This window comes from Cupriavidus sp. YAF13 (assembly GCF_052113425.1).
Lineage (GTDB): Bacteria > Pseudomonadota > Gammaproteobacteria > Burkholderiales > Burkholderiaceae > Cupriavidus.
Genome location: NZ_JBFRDD010000007.1, coordinates 209,141 through 225,873, shown reverse-complemented (window position 1 = coordinate 225,873; position 16,733 = coordinate 209,141). Strand labels below are relative to the sequence as shown.

Genomic DNA, 16,733 nt, shown 5'->3' with positions numbered 1-16,733 from the left:
GCGCGGCAAAAAAGGCGCCTGAAAGGCGGCCGGATGTCGTCAAGCCGCTTCCAGGTCGCGTGGCGCGATCTGGGCAGCAATCTCCTTGCCGTGTTCGCGCTGCGCCACTTTCAGGTCATAAGACTGTTGCAGGTTGAGCCAGGACTCGGCGTCGCCGCCAAAGTAGCGAGCCAGCCGCATGGCGGTGTCCGGTGTAATGCCCCGGCGCTCGCGCACGATGTCGTTGATGCGGGCCGCGGTGACATGCAGCGCCACGGCTAGCGCGTTGGCGCTCATGCCAAGCGGGGCGAGAAACTCCTCGCGGAGGATTTCGCCGGGATGGACCGGTCGCATACCATTCTGGAAGCGGGCCATGGTGATCTCCTTTCAGTGATAGTCCACGATCTCGACGGCCTCCGGGCCGTCGGCCGTCCAAACGAAACACACTCGCCACCGATCGTTGATGCGGATGCTGTGCTGCCCTTTGCGGTCGCCGCCCAGCACTTCAAGCCGGTTGCCAGGCGGAGATCGCAGGAAGTCGAGCGAGGCGGCAGCGGCAAGCATCTCCAGCTTGCGTTCTGCCGCTGCCCTGATGTTGGCGAATCGCGGAACGCGCCGGCCTGAGAACAACGCTGCAGTGTCTTCGCATTTGAACGACTGGATCATGGCGGAATTATATATCGCTTACCGATAAACGAGTAAGACATCCGCGATAACCAGTCAGTTCCCTAACTGTCCTTGCTGCGCCGATGGCTCCGGCAACGCCCCATGCGCGCTATCGTCCTTTAAATCCACGCCACTGTGCCCGAGCGCCAGCGCCCCGCGCAGCAGGAAGGCCAGCTTGGCCGCGGCCTGCGCATAGGACAGCCCTTCGGGACGCACGTTGGAGATGCAGTTGCGCTCGGCGTCGGTGCGGCCCGGGCGCGGGTCGTGCGTCAGGTAGATGCCGAGGCTGTCGGGCGAGCTCAGCCCGGGGCGCTCGCCGATCAGCATCACCACCTGGCGCGCGCCGAGAAGCAGTGCGGCTTCGTCGCCCAGTGCCACGCGGGCTTGCTCGGCCACCACCACCGGGCCGATGCGCCAGCCCGGCAGGTGCTCGCGCACGGCCAGCAGCAATGGCACGCCGTGGCGCTGCGCCGCCAGCGCGGACAGGCCGTCGGCCATCACGAAGACGACGTCGGGCGGCTCGGCAGGGCGCGCCTGCGCTAGCAGCGCGCGGCTGGCGTCGTCGAGCTGGCGGCCAAGGTCCGGGCAGCGCAGGTAGTGCTGACGATCCGGTGCGGCGCTGTGCACGGCCACGGTGTCGAAGCCGGCATTGCGCAATGCCTGTTCAATGGCCGCGCGCGCCAGCGGCGCATGCACGGCGTCGCGCGCCTGCGCATGCGCCAGGCCGAACGCGAGCACGGTTTCCGTCGTCTGGCTGTTGCCGCAGCGGCCCAGCGCAATCCGTGCCACGGTGAACTGCCGCAGGCGCTGCCAGGGGTTGTCGTGGATCAGCTTCTGGCTCATGACGCGGGCCTCGTGCGTGCAGGAATATGCTGGTTGGCCATGATGCGTTACAGGCCGCGCGCGAGTTGCAGCAGCGGCTGGCGCTCGGCCAGCTCCAGCAGGCGGCCATCCGCGCCGAGGATGCCCATGCGCTGCAGCCAGTCCTCGAACTCGGGCGCGGGGCGCAGGCCCAGCGTGTCGCGCAGGTAGAGCGCGTCGTGGAACGAGGTGCTCTGGTAGTTCAGCATGATGTCGTCGGCGCCGGGCACGCCCATGATGAAGTTGATGCCGGCCACGCCGAACAGCGTCAGCAGCGTGTCCATGTCATCCTGGTCGGCCTCGGCGTGGTTGGTATAGCAGACATCGCAGCCCATCGGCACGCCGAGCAGCTTGCCGCAGAAATGGTCTTCCAGCCCGGCGCGGATGATCTGCTTGCCGTCGTACAGGTACTCGGGGCCGATAAAGCCCACCACCGTATTGACCAGCAGCGGCGAGAACGCGCGCGCCACCGCATAGGCGCGTGCCTCCATGGTCTGCTGGTCCACGCCGTGGTGCGCGTTGGCCGACAGCGCGCTGCCCTGTCCGGTCTCGAAATACATCACGCTGTTGCCCACCGTGCCGCGCGCCAGGCCTTGCGCGGCCTCATGCGCCTCGCGCAGCAGCGCCAGGCTGATGCCAAAGCCGGCGTTGGCGCGCTCGCTGCCGGCCACCGACTGGAACACCAGGTCCACCGGCGCGCCCTGCTCGATGGCGCGCAGCGTGTTGGTGACGTGGGTCAGCACGCAGGACTGGGTGGGCACATCGAAGCGGCAGCGCAGGTCGTCGACCAGCCGCAGCAGCGTGACGATGGCGCCGAGGTTGTCGGTGGCTGGGTTGATGCCGATGGTGGCATCGCCGCAGCCGTAGAGCAGGCCATCGATCATCGAGGCGGCAATGCCGCGGGCATCGTCGGTGGGATGGTTGGGCTGCAGCCGCACGGAGAGCCGCCCGGGCAAGCCAATGGTGTTGCGAAAGCGCGTGACGACGCGGCACTTGCGCGCCACCGCGATCAGGTCCTGGTTGCGCATCAGCTTGCTCACCGCCGCCGCCATCTCCGGCGTGATGCCCGGCGTCACGCGCGCCAGCGCCGCGGAATCGGTCTCGTGCAGCAGCAGCCAGTTGCGCAAGTCGCCCACGGTGAAGGACGCGATTTCGCGAAAGGCGTGGCTGTCATGGTGGTCGATGATCAGGCGCGTGACTTCGTCGTCCTCGTAGGGCACCAGCGCCTCGGTCAGGAAGTGCGCCAGCGGCACCTCGGCCAGCGCCATGCGCGCGGCCATGCGCTCCTCCTCGCTGGCAGCCGCCAGCCCGGCCAGGTAGTCGCCCGAGCGCGCCGGGCTGGCCTTGGCCAGCAGGGTCTTGAGATCGGCGAAGAGATGCCGCCGCGAGGCTACGGTATGGGCAAAGGTCATGGGATCTGTCTCGGTCAGCTGGCGGGCCCGCGAACAGCCCGATCATAGCAACCACGGGCGCACATTGTCGCCGCCCGGGCGCTTGCCTTCGCCGTCCGCCCATCGGACAATCGAGCGCCGTACAATGCACAGACGCCCGGCCGTCCACCAGACGGTGCGGCCCCTCAATGCAGGAGACTTGATGAATCAGCCCGATCCGCCACGCATACCCCGCTTGCCGGATGCAAAGTGGTTCAATGTCACGACTGCCGCCTATATCCTGACCGCCCTGGCGCTCTGGATGGTGATGCAGGCCAACCTGGTGGCGGCGCTCATGGCGGGCCTGCTGCTGTACTCGCTGGTGGACGTGCTGGCGCCCAAGCTGGTGCGCCTGCACCAGCGCCACGACGCCCTGGCGGTGGCAATTCTCTCCGCTGTCACCTTGCTGGCGCTCACGCTTGGGGGCTGGGCACTGGTGCGCTTTGTCAGCGGCGACGGCAACACGCTCGACACCCTGCTGATCCGCACCGCCGACATCATCGACAAGTCCCGCGCCCAGCTGCCGGTCTGGGTCAGCGACGCACTGCCGCGCGGCGTGGATGAACTGGCCAACGCCCTCATTGCCTGGCTGCGCGAGCACGCGCAGATGGCGCAGAAGTTCGGCACCGAGGTGCTGCGCAGCCTCGCGCATATCCTGATCGGCCTGGTGATCGGCGCGATGGTCGCGCTGTACCGCGCCATCTCCAAGCCCAACCGCCGGCCGCTGGCCTCTGCGCTGGTGGAACGCGCCCGCAACCTGCAGCTGGCGTTCTCGCAGTTCATCTTCGCCCAGGTGCAGATCTCGCTGATCAACACCGCGCTCACCGCGGTCTACCTGCTGGTGGTGCTGCCGCTGTTTGGCGTGCACCTGCCACTGGCCAAGACGCTGATCGCCTTCACGTTCCTGGTCGGGCTGCTGCCGGTGCTGGGCAACCTGGTGTCGAACACGGGCATCGTGGTGGCCTCGCTGTCGATCTCGCTGCCCATGGCGATCGCCTCGCTGTTCTACCTGGTGGTAATCCACAAGTTCGAGTACTTCCTCAACGCGCGCATCATCGGCGCGCGCATCAATGCCGCCGCCTGGGAACTGCTCACGGTCATGCTGCTGATGGAGTCGCTGTACGGCGTCGCCGGCGTGATTGCCGGGCCGATCTACTATGCCTATCTCAAGCGCGAGCTGTCGAACAAGGGCCTGATCTGACGCCTGGCGCCACCGGTAGGACCAATTCCCCCCGATCCGGCGCCCGGCTTCAGGCGCTTGCCCCGTCTCCTTGCTGCTCCACCCGGCTGCGCACAAAGTCGATGTGCGTCTGCATGGCGGTGCGCGCCTCCTCCGGCCGGCGCGCGCAGATGGCCTCGCACAGCGTGCGGTGCTGCAGCAGCAATAGCGCGGAGGCATCCTCGTCCTGCACCCGCAGGCCCGTGCCGTTGATGGTGATGTGTTCGCGCAGCATGCCGATCACGCTGGTATGCAGGTGCAGGAACATGGTGTTGTGCGAGGCCTGGGCAATGGCCTCATGCAGCTTGGCGTCCGCCTCGGCCTCGGCCGCCTTGTCGTCTTGCTGGCGGGCGGCTTCCAGCGCGCGGAGCAGGCCGCGGATGCGCTTGAGATCCGCGGCATCCGCGCGCATCGCGGCAAAGTAAGCGGTAGCGCCCTCCAGCACCCGGCGAAACTCCAGGATATCGTCACGCAGCACCGGGTGGTCCGCCACCAGCTGGCGCCATGGCGAGGCAAAGCCGGTGCGCAGCTGCTCGGTGACGAACACGCCGGCGCCCTGCCGGCTTTGCAGCAAGCCCCGCGCCGCCAGCCGCTGGGTGGCCTCGCGGATGGTGTTGCGCGCCACGCCATATTGCTCGGCCAGGAGCCGCTCCGCGGGCAGGCGGGCACCGGCCGGCCAGGTGCCGTCCAGCATCGCCGTTTCCAGTTTTCGCATCACCTCTTCCACGCGCCCGCGCGCCTGCCTGCCCGCCGCCATCCTCTCGCTCCGGAATCGATTCGCCGCGCCCAACTGGTCCAACCAATTTGAACTGGCGCGCGTCTCGCGGAATTATGCGCTCAAACAACGGCCAGCCCTGAGCCCGACAGCCAGGCAGCCGCCCCCACGGAGCGAGACATGAAGCAAAGGCGCTATCCCCCTGCCCCGGCACAGGTCTACCTGTTCGCCACCTGCCTGGTCGACATGTTCGTGCCGCAAGCCGGCCTGGACGCCGTGCGGCTGCTGGAGCGAGAGGGCCTGACCGTGCACTTCCCGCGTGGACAGAGTTGCTGCGGGCAGCCTGCCTATAGCAGCGGCAACCCGGAACAGGCCCGGAAGGTGGCGTTGGCCCAGCTGGATCTGTTCGCCGAGCCGTGGCCGGTGATCGTGCCCTCGGGCTCTTGCGCCGGGATGATGCGGCACCACTGGCCGCAACTGTTCGCGCAGGATCCCGTGGCCGGCCCCAAGGCCGCCCTGCTGGCCGGGCGCGTGTACGAGCTGAGCGAGTTCCTGCTGCATGTGCTGAACGTCCGCTTCGACGTGAGCGCCGTCGCCGGCCAGCCACCCGAAACCGTGGTGCTGCACACCTCCTGCGCCGCGCGTCGAGAAATGGGTACGCGCGACCATGGCGTGGCCCTGGTCGACGCCCTGCCCGGCGTCACGCGTGCCGAGCATCAGCGCGAATCCGAGTGCTGCGGCTTTGGCGGCACCTTCTCGCTCAAGCATCCCGACATCTCCGGCGCCATGGTGCAGGACAAGATCGCCTCGGCCTGCGCCACCGGCTGCGACCGGCTGGTCTCCGCCGACTGCGGCTGCCTGCTCAATATCGGGCACGCGGCCAGGCACCAGGGCGCGCCACTGCCTGTCGAGCACCTCGCCACCTTCCTGTGGCGGCGTACCGGCGGCGCCGCCAAGGAGCAAGCATGAGCACACTGAGCGCCCGCGAGCGCATGCTCGGCCGGCTACGCGCGGCCGCACCAGCACCCGCTGCCGACGCCAGCCAGCTGGATGCGCGCATCGACGCGCACTACGACGCCCGCCGCGAGGCGGCCACCCCCGCCGAGCTGGCGCAGGCCATGCAGGCTGCACTGGGCGCCTCGCACGCGCTGGCCTGGTGTGCCAGCGCCGAGGCCTGGCCCGCGCAACTTGCAGACAGGCTCGTTGCCGCCGGCGTGCGCCGCCTGCTGCTGGACCCGGCCGCCGCGCAAGGCGCCGCGCTGATGCGCGCCTTGCCTGCCAGCGTGGCGCCGCTGTCCTACGCGCGCCCCATCGAAGCATGGAAGGCGGAACTCTTCGACACCGTGGATGCGGGCTTCACCGTGGCGCGCTCCGGCATTGCCGCCACCGGCACGCTGGTGCTGGCGCCCGACGCGCAAACGCCACGCACGGTCTCGCTGGTGCCGCCGCTGCATATCGCGCTGGTCTACGCCGAGACGCTGCATCCGGACCTGCATTGCGCCGCGCGCGCCGAGCGCTGGAGCGCTGGCATGCCGACCAACCTGGTGCTGGTATCCGGCCCATCCAAGACCTCGGACATCCAGCAAACGCTGGCCTATGGCGCGCATGGCCCGCGCGAGCTGTGGGTCATCATCGTGACCGGCAGCGCCGGGACGGGAGCCGCGCAATGAGTACATCAACGACTGCCCGGGACAGCGCCGTCCCCCTGCACTTCGTGCCTGCCGCGGATTTCAAGGCGCGCTCGCGCGCGGCGCTGGACGACCCCAAGCTGCGCAGCAGCTTTCGCGGCGCCATGGACTTCCTGCAGGCCAAGCGCGCCGTGCAGTTCCCCGACGGCGATGAGCTGGAGCAGTTGCGCGACCTGGGCGAAGCGATCCGCCAGCACGCGCTGTCGCAACTGCCGGACCTGCTGGTGCAACTGGAGGACAAGCTCACCGCGGCCGGCGTGCAGGTGCACTGGGCTGAGACCGCTGACGAGGCCAATGCGATCGTGCACGGCATCGCGCAGGCCCGCCAGGCGCGCCGCGTGATCAAGGGCAAGTCGATGGCCAGCGAGGAAATCGAGCTGAACCATTACCTGGCCGAGCGTGGCATCGACTGCATCGAGTCCGACATGGGCGAGTACATCGTGCAGCTCGCGGGCGAGAAGCCGTCGCACATCGTGATGCCGGCCATCCACAAGACGCGCGGCGACATTGCCGAGCTGTTCGCGCAGCATATCCCCGGCACGCCCTATACCGAGGACGTGGACGAACTGATCCAGACCGGCCGGCGCGCGCTGCGCCAGGAATTCGTCAACGCCGACATCGGCCTGTCCGGCGTGAACTTTGCCGCCGCGGACACCGGCACGCTATGGCTGGTGGAAAACGAGGGCAACGGCCGCCTGTCCACCACGGTGCCCGATGTGCATATCGCCATCATGGGCATGGAGAAGGTGGTGGCCCGGCTTGAGCACATCGTGCCGCTGTCCAGCCTGTTGACGCGCTCGGCCACCGGGCAGGCCATCACCACCTACTTCAACCTGATCTCCGGCCCGCGCCGCGCGGGCGAGCGCGACGGCCCGCGCGAGGTGCACCTGGTGCTGCTGGATAACGGCCGCAGCCAGGCCTATGCCGACGCGCAACTGCGCGCCACGCTGCAGTGCATCCGCTGCGGCGCGTGCATGAACCATTGCCCGGTCTACACACGCATCGGCGGCCATGCCTACGGCACCACCTACCCCGGCCCGATCGGCAAGATCATCTCGCCGCACCTGCTCGGGCTCGATGCCACGGCGGACCTCGCCACCGCCTCCAGCCTGTGCGGCGCCTGCGGCGAAGTGTGCCCCGTGCGCATCCCGATTCCGCAACTGCTGATCCGCCTGCGCACCGAAGCCAACCGCGATCCGGACGAACAGGTTGCGCATCCGCTGCGCGGCCAGGGCGCCAAGTTCAGCCGCGGCGAGCACCTGGTCTGGCGCTTCTGGAGCGGCGCATTCGCGCATCCGCTCACCTACCGGCTGTTCCGCTGGGCCGCCACGCGGCTGCGGGTACTGACGCCAAAACGCCAGCTCGGGTGGACCCGGCACCGCGCGCCGCTTACCCCCGCGCCGCGCAGTCTGTCCGACTTGCTGCGCGAGCGTGGACAGGCGGAGTAAGCCAGCACCAGGAACAGACACAACAAAAGCGCTGACGTATAGACCCGCCAGCGGGCAACACAGCGCGATGCGAAGCGAGCCGTCAAGGTGTACCAGGCCGTATGGGGCGTCCTCGTCGGCAGGCAAAAAGAGCGGAAAAGAGGGGGCCATGTCTGAGCATCGCCTTAAGGCGATGTGAGTTTGGCCCCCGGCCGCTCTTTTTGCCTGCCGACGAGGAGGGGGTCGCCCCATCCGGCGCGCCGTCTTTTCCTAATTTCTTGGCAAGACAAGAAAGTAGGTCGCCGCCCCGCAGGGGTGGTGAAACTGCCTTTGACTTTAAGCCTTGTCTTGAAGCCTTTGACTTCGCAGTCAGACAACAAAAAAAGACAAGCAACAAGACGCCCCTACCCAGTTCACTCAAACACAATCCCCGGAGGAGACCCACCGTGCAACCCTGGACCCAGACCTACACGCCGCTAGGCAGCCTATGGCTGTCCGCGCTCGCGGCAGCGCTACCCATCCTCTTCTTCTTCCTCGCCCTGGCCGTGCTGCGCATGAAAGGCCACGTGGCAGCAGCCATCACGCTGCTCCTTGCCATCGGCGTGGCGATCTTCGCCTACGGCATGCCCGTGCCGCAGGCGCTCGCCGCAGCGGGATTTGGCTTTGCCTACGGCCTGTGGCCGATCGCGTGGATCATCGTGACCGCGGTGTTCCTCTACAAGATCGTGGTGAAGACCGGGCAGTTCGACATCATCCGCGCGTCCGTGCTGGCCATCACCGATGACCAGCGCCTGCAGATGCTGCTGATCGGCTTTGCCTTTGGCGCCTTCCTGGAAGGCGCGGCGGGCTTTGGCGCGCCGGTGGCCATCACCGCGGCCCTGCTGGTGGGCCTGGGCTTCAACCCGCTCTATGCGGCGGGCCTGTGCCTGATCGCCAACACCGCGCCGGTGGCCTTCGGCGCCATGGGCATTCCCATCATCGTGGCGGGCCAGGTGACCGGCATCGATGCCATGCACATCGGCGCGATGGCGGGCCGGCAATTGCCACTGCTGTCGCTGGCGGTGCCGTTCTGGCTGGTGTTCATCATGGACGGCAAGCGCGGCGTGAAACAGACGTGGCCGGCGGCGCTGGTGACCGGCGCGAGCTTCTCGGTGACGCAGTATTTCACCTCGAACCATATCGGGCCGGAGTTGCCGGACATCACTTCGGCGCTGGTGAGCCTGGTGTCGCTGACGCTGTTCCTGAAGGTGTGGCAGCCCAAGCGCGCAAGCCAGCGGGCTGGCGGCGCGGTGAAGGCGAGCGGCGGTGCGGCGGCACTGGCGCGCATGGGTGACGGGCTGGCAAGCGATGCGGGCAGCATCGGCCACCGTGCGGGCGACAACCGCCGTGCCTCGCCCTACACCGTGGCACAGACCGTGCGCGCGTGGGCGCCGTTCGGCATCCTTACCGCCATCGTGACCGTGTGGAGCCTGCCGTCGTTCAAGGCGCTGTTTGCCGGCAACGGCGCGCTGGCTGGCTGGGTGCTGAAGTTCCATGTGCCGGCACTGGACCAGCTGGTGATCAAGGCCGCGCCGATCGTGGCACAGCCCAAGGCCTACGAGGCGGTGTTCAAGCTCGACCTGGTATCGGCGGTGGGCACCGCCATCCTGCTGACCGCGCTGATCTCCGCCGTGCTGCTGCGCATGAAGCCGCGCGCTGCGCTGGCCACTTTCGGCGAAACGCTGATGGAGTTGCGCCGCCCGATCCTGTCGATCGGGCTGGTGCTGGGCTTCGCCTTTGTCGCCAACTACTCGGGCATGTCGTCGACGCTGGCGCTGCTGCTGGCCGGCACGGGCGCGGCGTTTCCGTTCTTCTCGCCCTTCCTGGGCTGGCTGGGCGTGTTCCTGACCGGCTCGGACACGTCGTCCAATGCGCTGTTCTGCTCGCTGCAGAGCACCACCGCGCACCAGATCGGCGTGTCCGACACGCTGCTGGTGGCGGCCAACACCACCGGCGGCGTGACCGGCAAGATGATCTCGCCGCAATCCATCGCGGTGGCCTGTGCGGCCACCGGGCTGGTCGGCAAGGAATCCGAGCTGTTCCGCTTTACCGTGAAGCACAGCCTGCTGTTCGCGGTGATCGTGGGCATCATCACCATGCTGCAGGCTTATGTGTTCACGGGGATGATTCCCCACTGACCTGATTGACCTAATTGACCCACCGAGCGGGCACAGCCCCGCCGCTTACTTGCTGTCGTTGGCGGCGTCGCGCGGCAGGAACTGATCGCCCTCGGCCAGCGGTGCGTAACGGTAGGTGGCGGGTGTGCGGCTGAGCTTGACGGGCGACCCAAGGCCCTTGTAGCCATCCGCCATCTCCACCACCATCTCGCGGTGAACGGTGTGCGGATGCTGCAAGGCGTCCGCCACCGACAGCACCGGCGCGCACGGCACGCCGGCGGCCACCAGCGTATCGGCCAGCACCTTGCCATCCAGCTTGCCCATGCGCGCTTCCAGCTCCACCTTGAGCGCGGCACGGTTGACCGAGCGCGCGCCAGCGGTGGCGTAGCGCGCATCGTCGGCAAACCCCGGCATGTCCAGGTGCTCGCACAGGATGCGGAACTGCCGATCGTTGCCAACCGCGAGAAAGACCGGGTCGGTGGCGGTGGCGACGGTGTCGTACGGATAGATGTTCGGGTGCGCGTTGCCGGTGCGGGTCGGCTCCTTGCCGCTCATGAACCAGTTGGCTGCGTGCGGGTGCAGCAGCGACAGGCCCGAGTCGTACAGCGCCGCCTCGACAAACTGGCCGCGCCCGCTGCGCTCGCGCTCCTGCAGGGCCAGCAACACGCCCAGCGCGGCGTTCAGCCCGGTGACCATGTCCACCACCGGCAAGCCCACGCGCAGTGCGTCGCCGCCGGCTTCGCCGTTGATGCTCATGATGCCCGCCATGGCCTGGATGGCCGCGTCGTAGCCGGGCAGGCCACCCAGCGGGCCATCGGCGCCAAAGCCGGAAACCCGGCAGTGCACCAGGCGCGGGAAGCGCGCCGACAGCGCGTCAAACCCCAGCCCCCATTTTTCGAGCGTGCCGGTCTTGAAGTTCTCGACCAGCACGTCGGCGTCCGCCAGCAGGGCAAGCAGCACCTCGCGGTCGGCATCGGTGGTCAGGTCCAGCCGCATCACGCGCTTGTTGCGGTTCAGGCCGAAGTAATAAGAGGCCACGCCGTCCTTGAACGGAGGCCCCCAGGTGCGGGTGTCGTCGCCCTGGGGCGGCTCGATCTTCAGCACGTCGGCGCCATGGTCGCCAAGGATCTGGCCGCAGAACGGCCCGCCCAGGATGCGGGAGAGATCGACCACGCGGATGCCGGCGAGCGCGCCGGGCGAGACAGGGAGTTTGCTCATGAGAGGGGTTCCGTAACTGCGGCGATGAACGTGCGACAAACGACAAACAACGTGGATGGGCTCAGGCGGCCGGCGCGGGCGTGCGATCCAGCAGCTTGAAGGTGCCGGTGGCCAACGCCAGCAGCTCGCCCTGCGCATCGCGGATCTCGCCGCGCGCGAAGCACAGGGAACGGCCGCGCCGCTCGCACCAGGCGGTGGCGGTCAGCTCGCCGCGCCCGGGCGCGGTGAAATGCACCGACAGGTCGATCGTGGCCACGCCAAAGCGGCGCGGATCGTGGCCGCGCGCGGCGCAGGACAGCGCGCAATCGAGCAGCGTGGCCAGCGCGCCGCCGTGCACGTCGCCGCGGCTGTTGGTGTGGTCCGGGTGGTAGGCCATGCTCACGCGCGCCTCTTTGGCGTCGATGTGCACGCCGGTCAGGCCGAACACGCGGGCCATGGGCATCGGCAGGGCAAACAGCAGGCCCGGCGCTTCACCGGCAAATTCGTTGACGGGTGCGGGCAGGGAAAGATCGGTCATGGCGGGCACAGAGTAGGTTGGGGCCGCATGAAGGCAAAGCGGGCACCGCTATGCCGCGATGCCCACGAATTCGCCCTCATGCCGCCAGGTGCGTTGGACTGCACGCAGGTTGGCAAACGTCGATACTACCGCCGAACCGGCCATGATTCATAGCCCGGCTTGGCGGGACGTGCCCCCGGCTCAGTCCAGCTGAGCACCCGATTTCTGCACCACGCCGCGCCATTTGGTCACCTCTGCCTTGACGAAGCTGCCAAGCTGCTCGGGCGAGGTCGACGGCGGCAGTTCCAGGCCTTGCGCCTGCAGGGTCTTGCGCACTTCGGGCTGTTGCAGCGCATCGGCAAAGGCATGGTTGAGCTTGGCGATGACCGCCGGCGGCGTGCCGGCCGGGGCGACCACGCCAAAGAACACCGAGACGTCGAAGCCGGGCACGCCCTGCTCGGCCACGGTGGGCACATCGGGCAGTGCCTGCGAGCGGCTCTTGGTGGTCACGCCCAGCACGCGGAACTTGCCGCTCTTGATGAAGGGCAGCGCGGTCAGCACGTCGGTGAAGCTCATGCTCACCTGGCCGCCAAGCAGGTCGTTGAGCGCGGGGCCGGTGCCCTTGTAGGGAATATGGCGGAAGTCCGTGCCGGCCAGGTTGTTGAACAGCACGCCGGCCAGGTGCGAGGACGCGCCATTGCCGGACGAGGCGTAGGTCAGCTTGCCCGGATTGGCCTTGCCGTAGGCGATCAGCTCACCGACGGTCTTGGCGGGCACCGAGGGGTTGACCACCAGCACATTGGGCAGCTGGCCGATCTGGATGATCGGCGCGAAGCTCTTGACCGGGTCGTAGTTGATCTTGCGGTACAGGCTGACGTTGATCGCCAGCGGGGCCGAGGTGCCGAACATCAGCGTGTAGCCATCCGGCTCCGCGCGCGCCACGGCTTCGGCGCCGATATTGCCGCCGGCGCCGGCGCGGTTTTCCACCACCACGGTCTGGCCAAGGCTGCCCTTGAGCGCGGACGCCAGGGTGCGCGCCATCACGTCGGTGGGGCCGCCGGGCGGGTAGGTCACGATCATCATGATGGGCTTGGACGGGAAGTCCTTCTGCGCCAGCGCGGGGGCAATGCCCACGCAGAGGGTGCAGGCGGCGACAGCGGCGAGGCGTTGCCAGAGGGTCATGGTTGTCTCCTGGTTTAGGTCTTCTTGCGCCGGGCAGCCGATGCTGCGCCGGCGTGTGCGGCGCCGTGGGCGCCGCGGGGGCTTGTCGGTCTGGCGGTAAGGCGTCAGAAGAGGTTGACCTGCGCCACCTCGCCGGTGGCGCTCTCGGCGCCGTCGGCGGGCGGCGCGATGGTGTCGGCCAGCCAGTAGGGTTCGGCCTTGCCGGCCAGCGGATCCTGGGGCAGCACGCGATGGAGCAGCACCAGCTGGGCCAATCGCATGCGCCGTACCGAGCCGATGCGGCCGGCTTCCCAGGCCATGGCGACCGCGCTGGTCACGTGGTACAGCGCCGATGCGGCCTGGCGCGCCAGCACGTCGCCATCGGCGCCGGCTTCGGCGGCGCGGGTGGACAGCGTGGCGGCACGCGCGATCGCGGTGGTGAAGGCACCGCGTGCGCCGGCATGCATCGGCGTGGCCTGCAGCAAGCCGGCCAGGTGGGCCTCGAGCACGGGCAGCGCGCCTTCGCGGCGGATCGCGCGCAGCACGTCAAGGGCAACGATGTTGCTGGTGCCTTCCCAGATCGAGCCAAGATGCGCGTCGCGCACCAGGCGCGGGTCGCTCCATTCCTCGATATAGCCGCAGCCGCCGCGCATTTCCATGGCGTCGCCGGTGACCTTGCGGGCATCGCGGCAGGCGCGGAACTTGATCAGCGGCGTCAGCACGCGCATCAGCGCATAGGCATCGGCCTCGCCAGCGTCGGCGCGGCGCAGCGCCTCGGCCGTCTGGAACACCATGGTGCGGGCCTGCTCGGTGGGCAGCGCCAGCTTGAGCAACTGGCGGCGCATCAGCGGCATGTCCAGCAGGCGCTTGCCAAAGGCCCGGCGCTCGCGCGCGATGAACTGGCCCTCCGACAAGGCGCGGCGCATCAGGCCGGCCGCGCGTACGCCATTGGACAGGCGCGAGTTGTTGATCATGTCCGCCATCTGCACGAAGCCCCGGCCGAGTTCCCCCACCAGGTAGGCATGGGCGCCTTCCAGGCGGATCTCGCCGCTGGCCATGGAGCGCGTGCCAAGCTTGTCTTTCAGCCGGATGATGCGGTAGTGGTTGGCGCTGCCATCGGCCAGCGTGCGCGGCAGCAGGAACAGCGACACGCCCTTGATGCCGGGTGCGGCCTCGCCGTTTTCATCCTCGACGCGGGCCAGCACCATCGCCAGCGCGGCGTCCGGGTTGGAGCAGAACCACTTGTCGCCCGACAGGCGCCAGCCACCCTCGGCCTGCGCATCGCGCGCGGCGCGGGTGGTGGTGGCGGCGACATCGGAGCCCGCGCCTTGCTCGGTCATGAACATGGCGCCCTGGTACAGGTCCTCGAAGACCTGGGTGGTGAGGTTCGGCAGGAAACGCTCGACCACCGCCGGATCGCCGAACTTGCGCAAGGTGCGGGTCAGCGAATCGGTCATCGACAGCGGGCAGCACAGACCGAACTCGGCCTGCACGAACAGGTAGGTCAGCGCGTACTTGGCCGCGGCCGGCATCGGCTTGTCCCAGCCGAGGACGCCGCCGCGGTGTGATGCCGCCGCCAGGCCGAACTCGGAGAACGCCACCTTCTCAAGCTCCACGTAAGCGGGATGCTTGTCGATGCGCTGCGCATCGATGCCGGTGCGGGTCCGGTGCGACAAGGTGGGCTTGTTCTGGTCGGCGATATGCGCGAGTTCGTCCAGCACGCCGCCGGCCAGCGCGCCCATGCGATCGAGGTGGGGCAGCAGGTGGGCGAACAGGTCGGGCGGGAGGTAGAGCGGCAGCAGCGCGCGCAGGTCCGGGTCGCTGGCAAACAGGTTGACGCCTTGCTGGTCCGGCACCGGATGCGCGGGCGTGGCAGAGGGTGCGGGCACGGCCGAGGCGGACGAGGCGGACGGAGCGGACGAAGTGGCCGAAACGACAGTTTGGCGCGCTGCGCTGGTCTGCATGGGGTATCTCCTGTGTGTGCCGGCACTTGGCGCCGGATACTTTGTCTGCATTATTCAAAGTCCGGCGATTCGTGTCTAATTCTAAAATTGGCTTGGTCCATATATTTTTCATATCGCCATGGAATTCCGTCACCTGCGCTACTTCCTCGTCCTCGCCGAAGAACTCCACTTCGGCCGGGCCGCCCGCCGCCTGTCGATCTCGCAGCCGCCGCTCTCGCTCAATATCCAGCAGCTGGAAGCCTCGGTGGGCGCGCGCCTGTTCGAGCGCGACAGCCGTGGCGTACGCCTGACCGCCGCCGGCCGGGCCTTCCGAGAATCGGCCAGCGCGCTGCTGGCCCAGGCCGAAGAGGCCCGCCTGCTGGCTCGCGAGATCGAGGCCGGCGCCGTCGGGCGGCTGCGCATCGGCTTCGTCGGCTCCATGCTGTACCGCGGCCTGCCCCAGCGCCTGCGGGAGTTCCAGGCCAGCTACCCCGGCATCCAGGTGGCGCTGACGGAACTCAACTCGCAGGAGCAGATCGACGCGCTGCTGCATGACGGGCTGGATGCCGGCTTCATCCACACCAACCGCGTGCCCGACGAACTGGCCACCGCGCTGGTCCATAGCGAGCCCTTCCTGTGCTGCGTGCCCCATGACCATCCCCTGGCGCGCCAGGCCACCGTGGCGCTGAGCGAGTTGCGCGGCGAGCCCTTCGTGCTGTTCTCCCGCAAGGCCTCGCCCGACTACTACAACCGCATCTTCGAGATGTGCGCGGCGCAGGGCTTTTATCCGCAAATCCGGCATGAGGTGCGGCACTGGCTGTCGGTGGTGTCCCTGGTGTCGCAAGGAACCGGCGTGGCGGTGGTGCCAGCGGCGCTGCAAAGGTCGGCAATGGCGGGGGCGGTGTTTTTGCCACTGGCGCAGGCGACGGTGCCGTCGGAGGTGTATTGCGTCTGGAAGGCGGGAACGGACGAACCCGCGCGCGACCGCTTCCTGGAGAAGATGCGGGATGAGAAATAAGGAGGTGGGGCGGGAAGAGAAAGAGAGCCGGGGCCTTCCGGCTCACCCCAAAATGCGGCACGCGCCTGCAATGGCGAACGCAATCAGGGTAAACGCCAGGCTCACAAAGAAAATGCCACCTGCTTTACCGGCAGGTGGCACGTCAAATACGCGTGGAACGGGGTGTTCAGCGTGCAAGCAGCATACCCGCTGCACTCTCCCTCACCAATAACGCAATTGCGTTATTCGGGACCCTACTCAAGCAGGGGGAGGATTGCCCCGCCGGTCCGGATTCAGAACCCCTCGACCGCCACGCTGACATGGCCCACGTTGGGCGCAGCGGCAAAGTAGTCGCCAACCAGCTTGCGCCATTCGGCGAAGTCCGCGGATTCGCGGAAATCCACCATGTGGTTCTCGACCGTCTCCCACTTGACCTCCAGCGTGAAATGCGAGGGGGTTTCGATCGACCTGAGCAGCCGCATGGCGTGGCAGCCGCGGGCGCGCTTGAAGAGCGGCGCCGCCTTGGCAACGGCTGCCTCGAAGTCCGACTCCGTACCCGGTTTGATCTGGAACTGCGCTATTTCGAGAATCATGTCTTGTGCTCCGTCTGTGCGTGTCAGGAAGGCCGGGGCCTGGCCCGGTCGTGCGTCGACAAGCATTTTATGACAGGCCGGCACATCGCGCGTCGCCGCGAAATTATTCTTAGATGTCGAACTTTACTTGACAAGGCCACGGCAAATGCTAGGATTGCCATACGTACTTCGATATCTAAGTATT

The 16,733-nt window shown here is 67.8% G+C and carries 16 protein-coding genes; 6 read left to right on the top strand and 10 right to left on the bottom strand.

All coding sequences use genetic code 11. The features are described 5' to 3' along the window. Window positions 1-39 precede the first annotated feature (39 nt). Genes AB4061_RS08625 through AB4061_RS08610 form a run of 4 tightly spaced genes read right to left on the bottom strand, consistent with a single transcriptional unit; the run spans window position 40 to window position 2,918 of the window. Window positions 40-354: a HigA family addiction module antitoxin gene (locus tag AB4061_RS08625; protein WP_441632734.1), complete on the bottom strand. Its 315-nt coding sequence runs from the start codon at window positions 352-354 to the stop codon at window positions 40-42. A 12-nt stretch (window positions 355-366) separates the two neighbouring features. Continuing rightward, window positions 367-645, bottom strand: coding sequence for a type II toxin-antitoxin system RelE/ParE family toxin (locus tag AB4061_RS08620; RefSeq protein WP_441632733.1), 279 nt, complete (start codon window positions 643-645; stop codon window positions 367-369). 54 nt (window positions 646-699) lie between these two features. Next, window positions 700-1,488 (bottom strand): ethanolamine ammonia-lyase subunit EutC, encoded by a 789-nt coding sequence (eutC, locus tag AB4061_RS08615; RefSeq protein ID WP_441632732.1) that lies wholly within the window; start codon window positions 1,486-1,488, stop codon window positions 700-702. A 47-nt stretch (window positions 1,489-1,535) separates the two neighbouring features. After that, a complete protein-coding gene (locus AB4061_RS08610) occupies window positions 1,536-2,918 on the bottom strand; it encodes an ethanolamine ammonia-lyase subunit EutB (protein WP_441632730.1) in 1,383 nt (460 codons plus the stop codon). 181 nt (window positions 2,919-3,099) lie between these two features. Here AB4061_RS08610 and AB4061_RS08605 point away from each other — a divergent pair, with 181 nt between their 5' ends. Then, the gene (locus tag AB4061_RS08605; RefSeq protein ID WP_441632729.1) at window positions 3,100-4,137 is read left to right on the top strand and encodes an AI-2E family transporter; all 1,038 of its coding nucleotides are present in this window, start codon (window positions 3,100-3,102) and stop codon (window positions 4,135-4,137) included. A gap of 49 nt (window positions 4,138-4,186) precedes the next feature. Here AB4061_RS08605 and AB4061_RS08600 read toward each other — a convergent pair whose 3' ends face one another. Beyond that, window positions 4,187-4,912 carry a FadR/GntR family transcriptional regulator gene (locus AB4061_RS08600; RefSeq protein WP_174426180.1) on the bottom strand — a complete coding sequence of 242 codons (726 nt, stop codon included), beginning with the start codon at window positions 4,910-4,912 and terminating at the stop codon, window positions 4,187-4,189. A gap of 138 nt (window positions 4,913-5,050) precedes the next feature. Between AB4061_RS08600 and AB4061_RS08595 the strand changes: the two genes are divergently transcribed. From AB4061_RS08595 to AB4061_RS08580, 4 genes are all read left to right on the top strand, one after another. Next, a complete protein-coding gene (locus AB4061_RS08595) occupies window positions 5,051-5,839 on the top strand; it encodes a (Fe-S)-binding protein (protein WP_441632727.1) in 789 nt (262 codons plus the stop codon). Then, on the top strand, window positions 5,836-6,540 hold the full coding sequence (locus AB4061_RS08590; RefSeq protein ID WP_441632725.1) for a LutC/YkgG family protein: 705 nt from the start codon (window positions 5,836-5,838) through the stop codon (window positions 6,538-6,540). The genes AB4061_RS08595 and AB4061_RS08590 overlap by 4 nt, the downstream gene beginning before the upstream one ends. Continuing rightward, window positions 6,537-8,006, top strand: a complete 1,470-nt coding sequence (locus tag AB4061_RS08585; RefSeq protein WP_441632723.1) for a LutB/LldF family L-lactate oxidation iron-sulfur protein — start codon at window positions 6,537-6,539, stop codon at window positions 8,004-8,006. Before AB4061_RS08590 ends, AB4061_RS08585 begins: the two co-directional genes overlap by 4 nt. A 425-nt stretch (window positions 8,007-8,431) precedes the next feature. Beyond that, window positions 8,432-10,162: a lactate permease LctP family transporter gene (locus AB4061_RS08580; protein WP_441632722.1), complete on the top strand. Its 1,731-nt coding sequence runs from the start codon at window positions 8,432-8,434 to the stop codon at window positions 10,160-10,162. Between the two features lie 45 nt (window positions 10,163-10,207). Here the strand turns inward: AB4061_RS08580 and AB4061_RS08575 are convergent, their stop codons facing one another. From AB4061_RS08575 to AB4061_RS08560, 4 genes are all read right to left on the bottom strand, one after another. Next, window positions 10,208-11,359: a CaiB/BaiF CoA transferase family protein gene (locus AB4061_RS08575; RefSeq protein ID WP_441632720.1), complete on the bottom strand. Its 1,152-nt coding sequence runs from the start codon at window positions 11,357-11,359 to the stop codon at window positions 10,208-10,210. Between the two features lie 61 nt (window positions 11,360-11,420). Continuing rightward, the gene (locus AB4061_RS08570) at window positions 11,421-11,876 is read right to left on the bottom strand and encodes a PaaI family thioesterase (RefSeq protein ID WP_441632718.1); all 456 of its coding nucleotides are present in this window, start codon (window positions 11,874-11,876) and stop codon (window positions 11,421-11,423) included. 180 nt (window positions 11,877-12,056) lie between these two features. Continuing rightward, window positions 12,057-13,037, bottom strand: coding sequence for a Bug family tripartite tricarboxylate transporter substrate binding protein (locus tag AB4061_RS08565; RefSeq protein WP_416051247.1), 981 nt, complete (start codon window positions 13,035-13,037; stop codon window positions 12,057-12,059). 104 nt (window positions 13,038-13,141) lie between these two features. Beyond that, on the bottom strand, window positions 13,142-14,980 hold the full coding sequence (locus AB4061_RS08560) for an acyl-CoA dehydrogenase family protein (protein ID WP_441632716.1): 1,839 nt from the start codon (window positions 14,978-14,980) through the stop codon (window positions 13,142-13,144). Between the two features lie 118 nt (window positions 14,981-15,098). On the opposite strand from AB4061_RS08560, the gene AB4061_RS08555 reads away from it, so the two are divergent. Continuing rightward, on the top strand, window positions 15,099-15,977 hold the full coding sequence (locus AB4061_RS08555; RefSeq protein WP_441632714.1) for a LysR substrate-binding domain-containing protein: 879 nt from the start codon (window positions 15,099-15,101) through the stop codon (window positions 15,975-15,977). 272 nt (window positions 15,978-16,249) lie between these two features. On the opposite strand, the gene AB4061_RS08550 is transcribed toward AB4061_RS08555, so the two are convergent. Continuing rightward, the gene (locus AB4061_RS08550) at window positions 16,250-16,549 is read right to left on the bottom strand and encodes an antibiotic biosynthesis monooxygenase family protein (protein ID WP_441632712.1); all 300 of its coding nucleotides are present in this window, start codon (window positions 16,547-16,549) and stop codon (window positions 16,250-16,252) included. Window positions 16,550-16,733 lie beyond the last annotated feature (184 nt).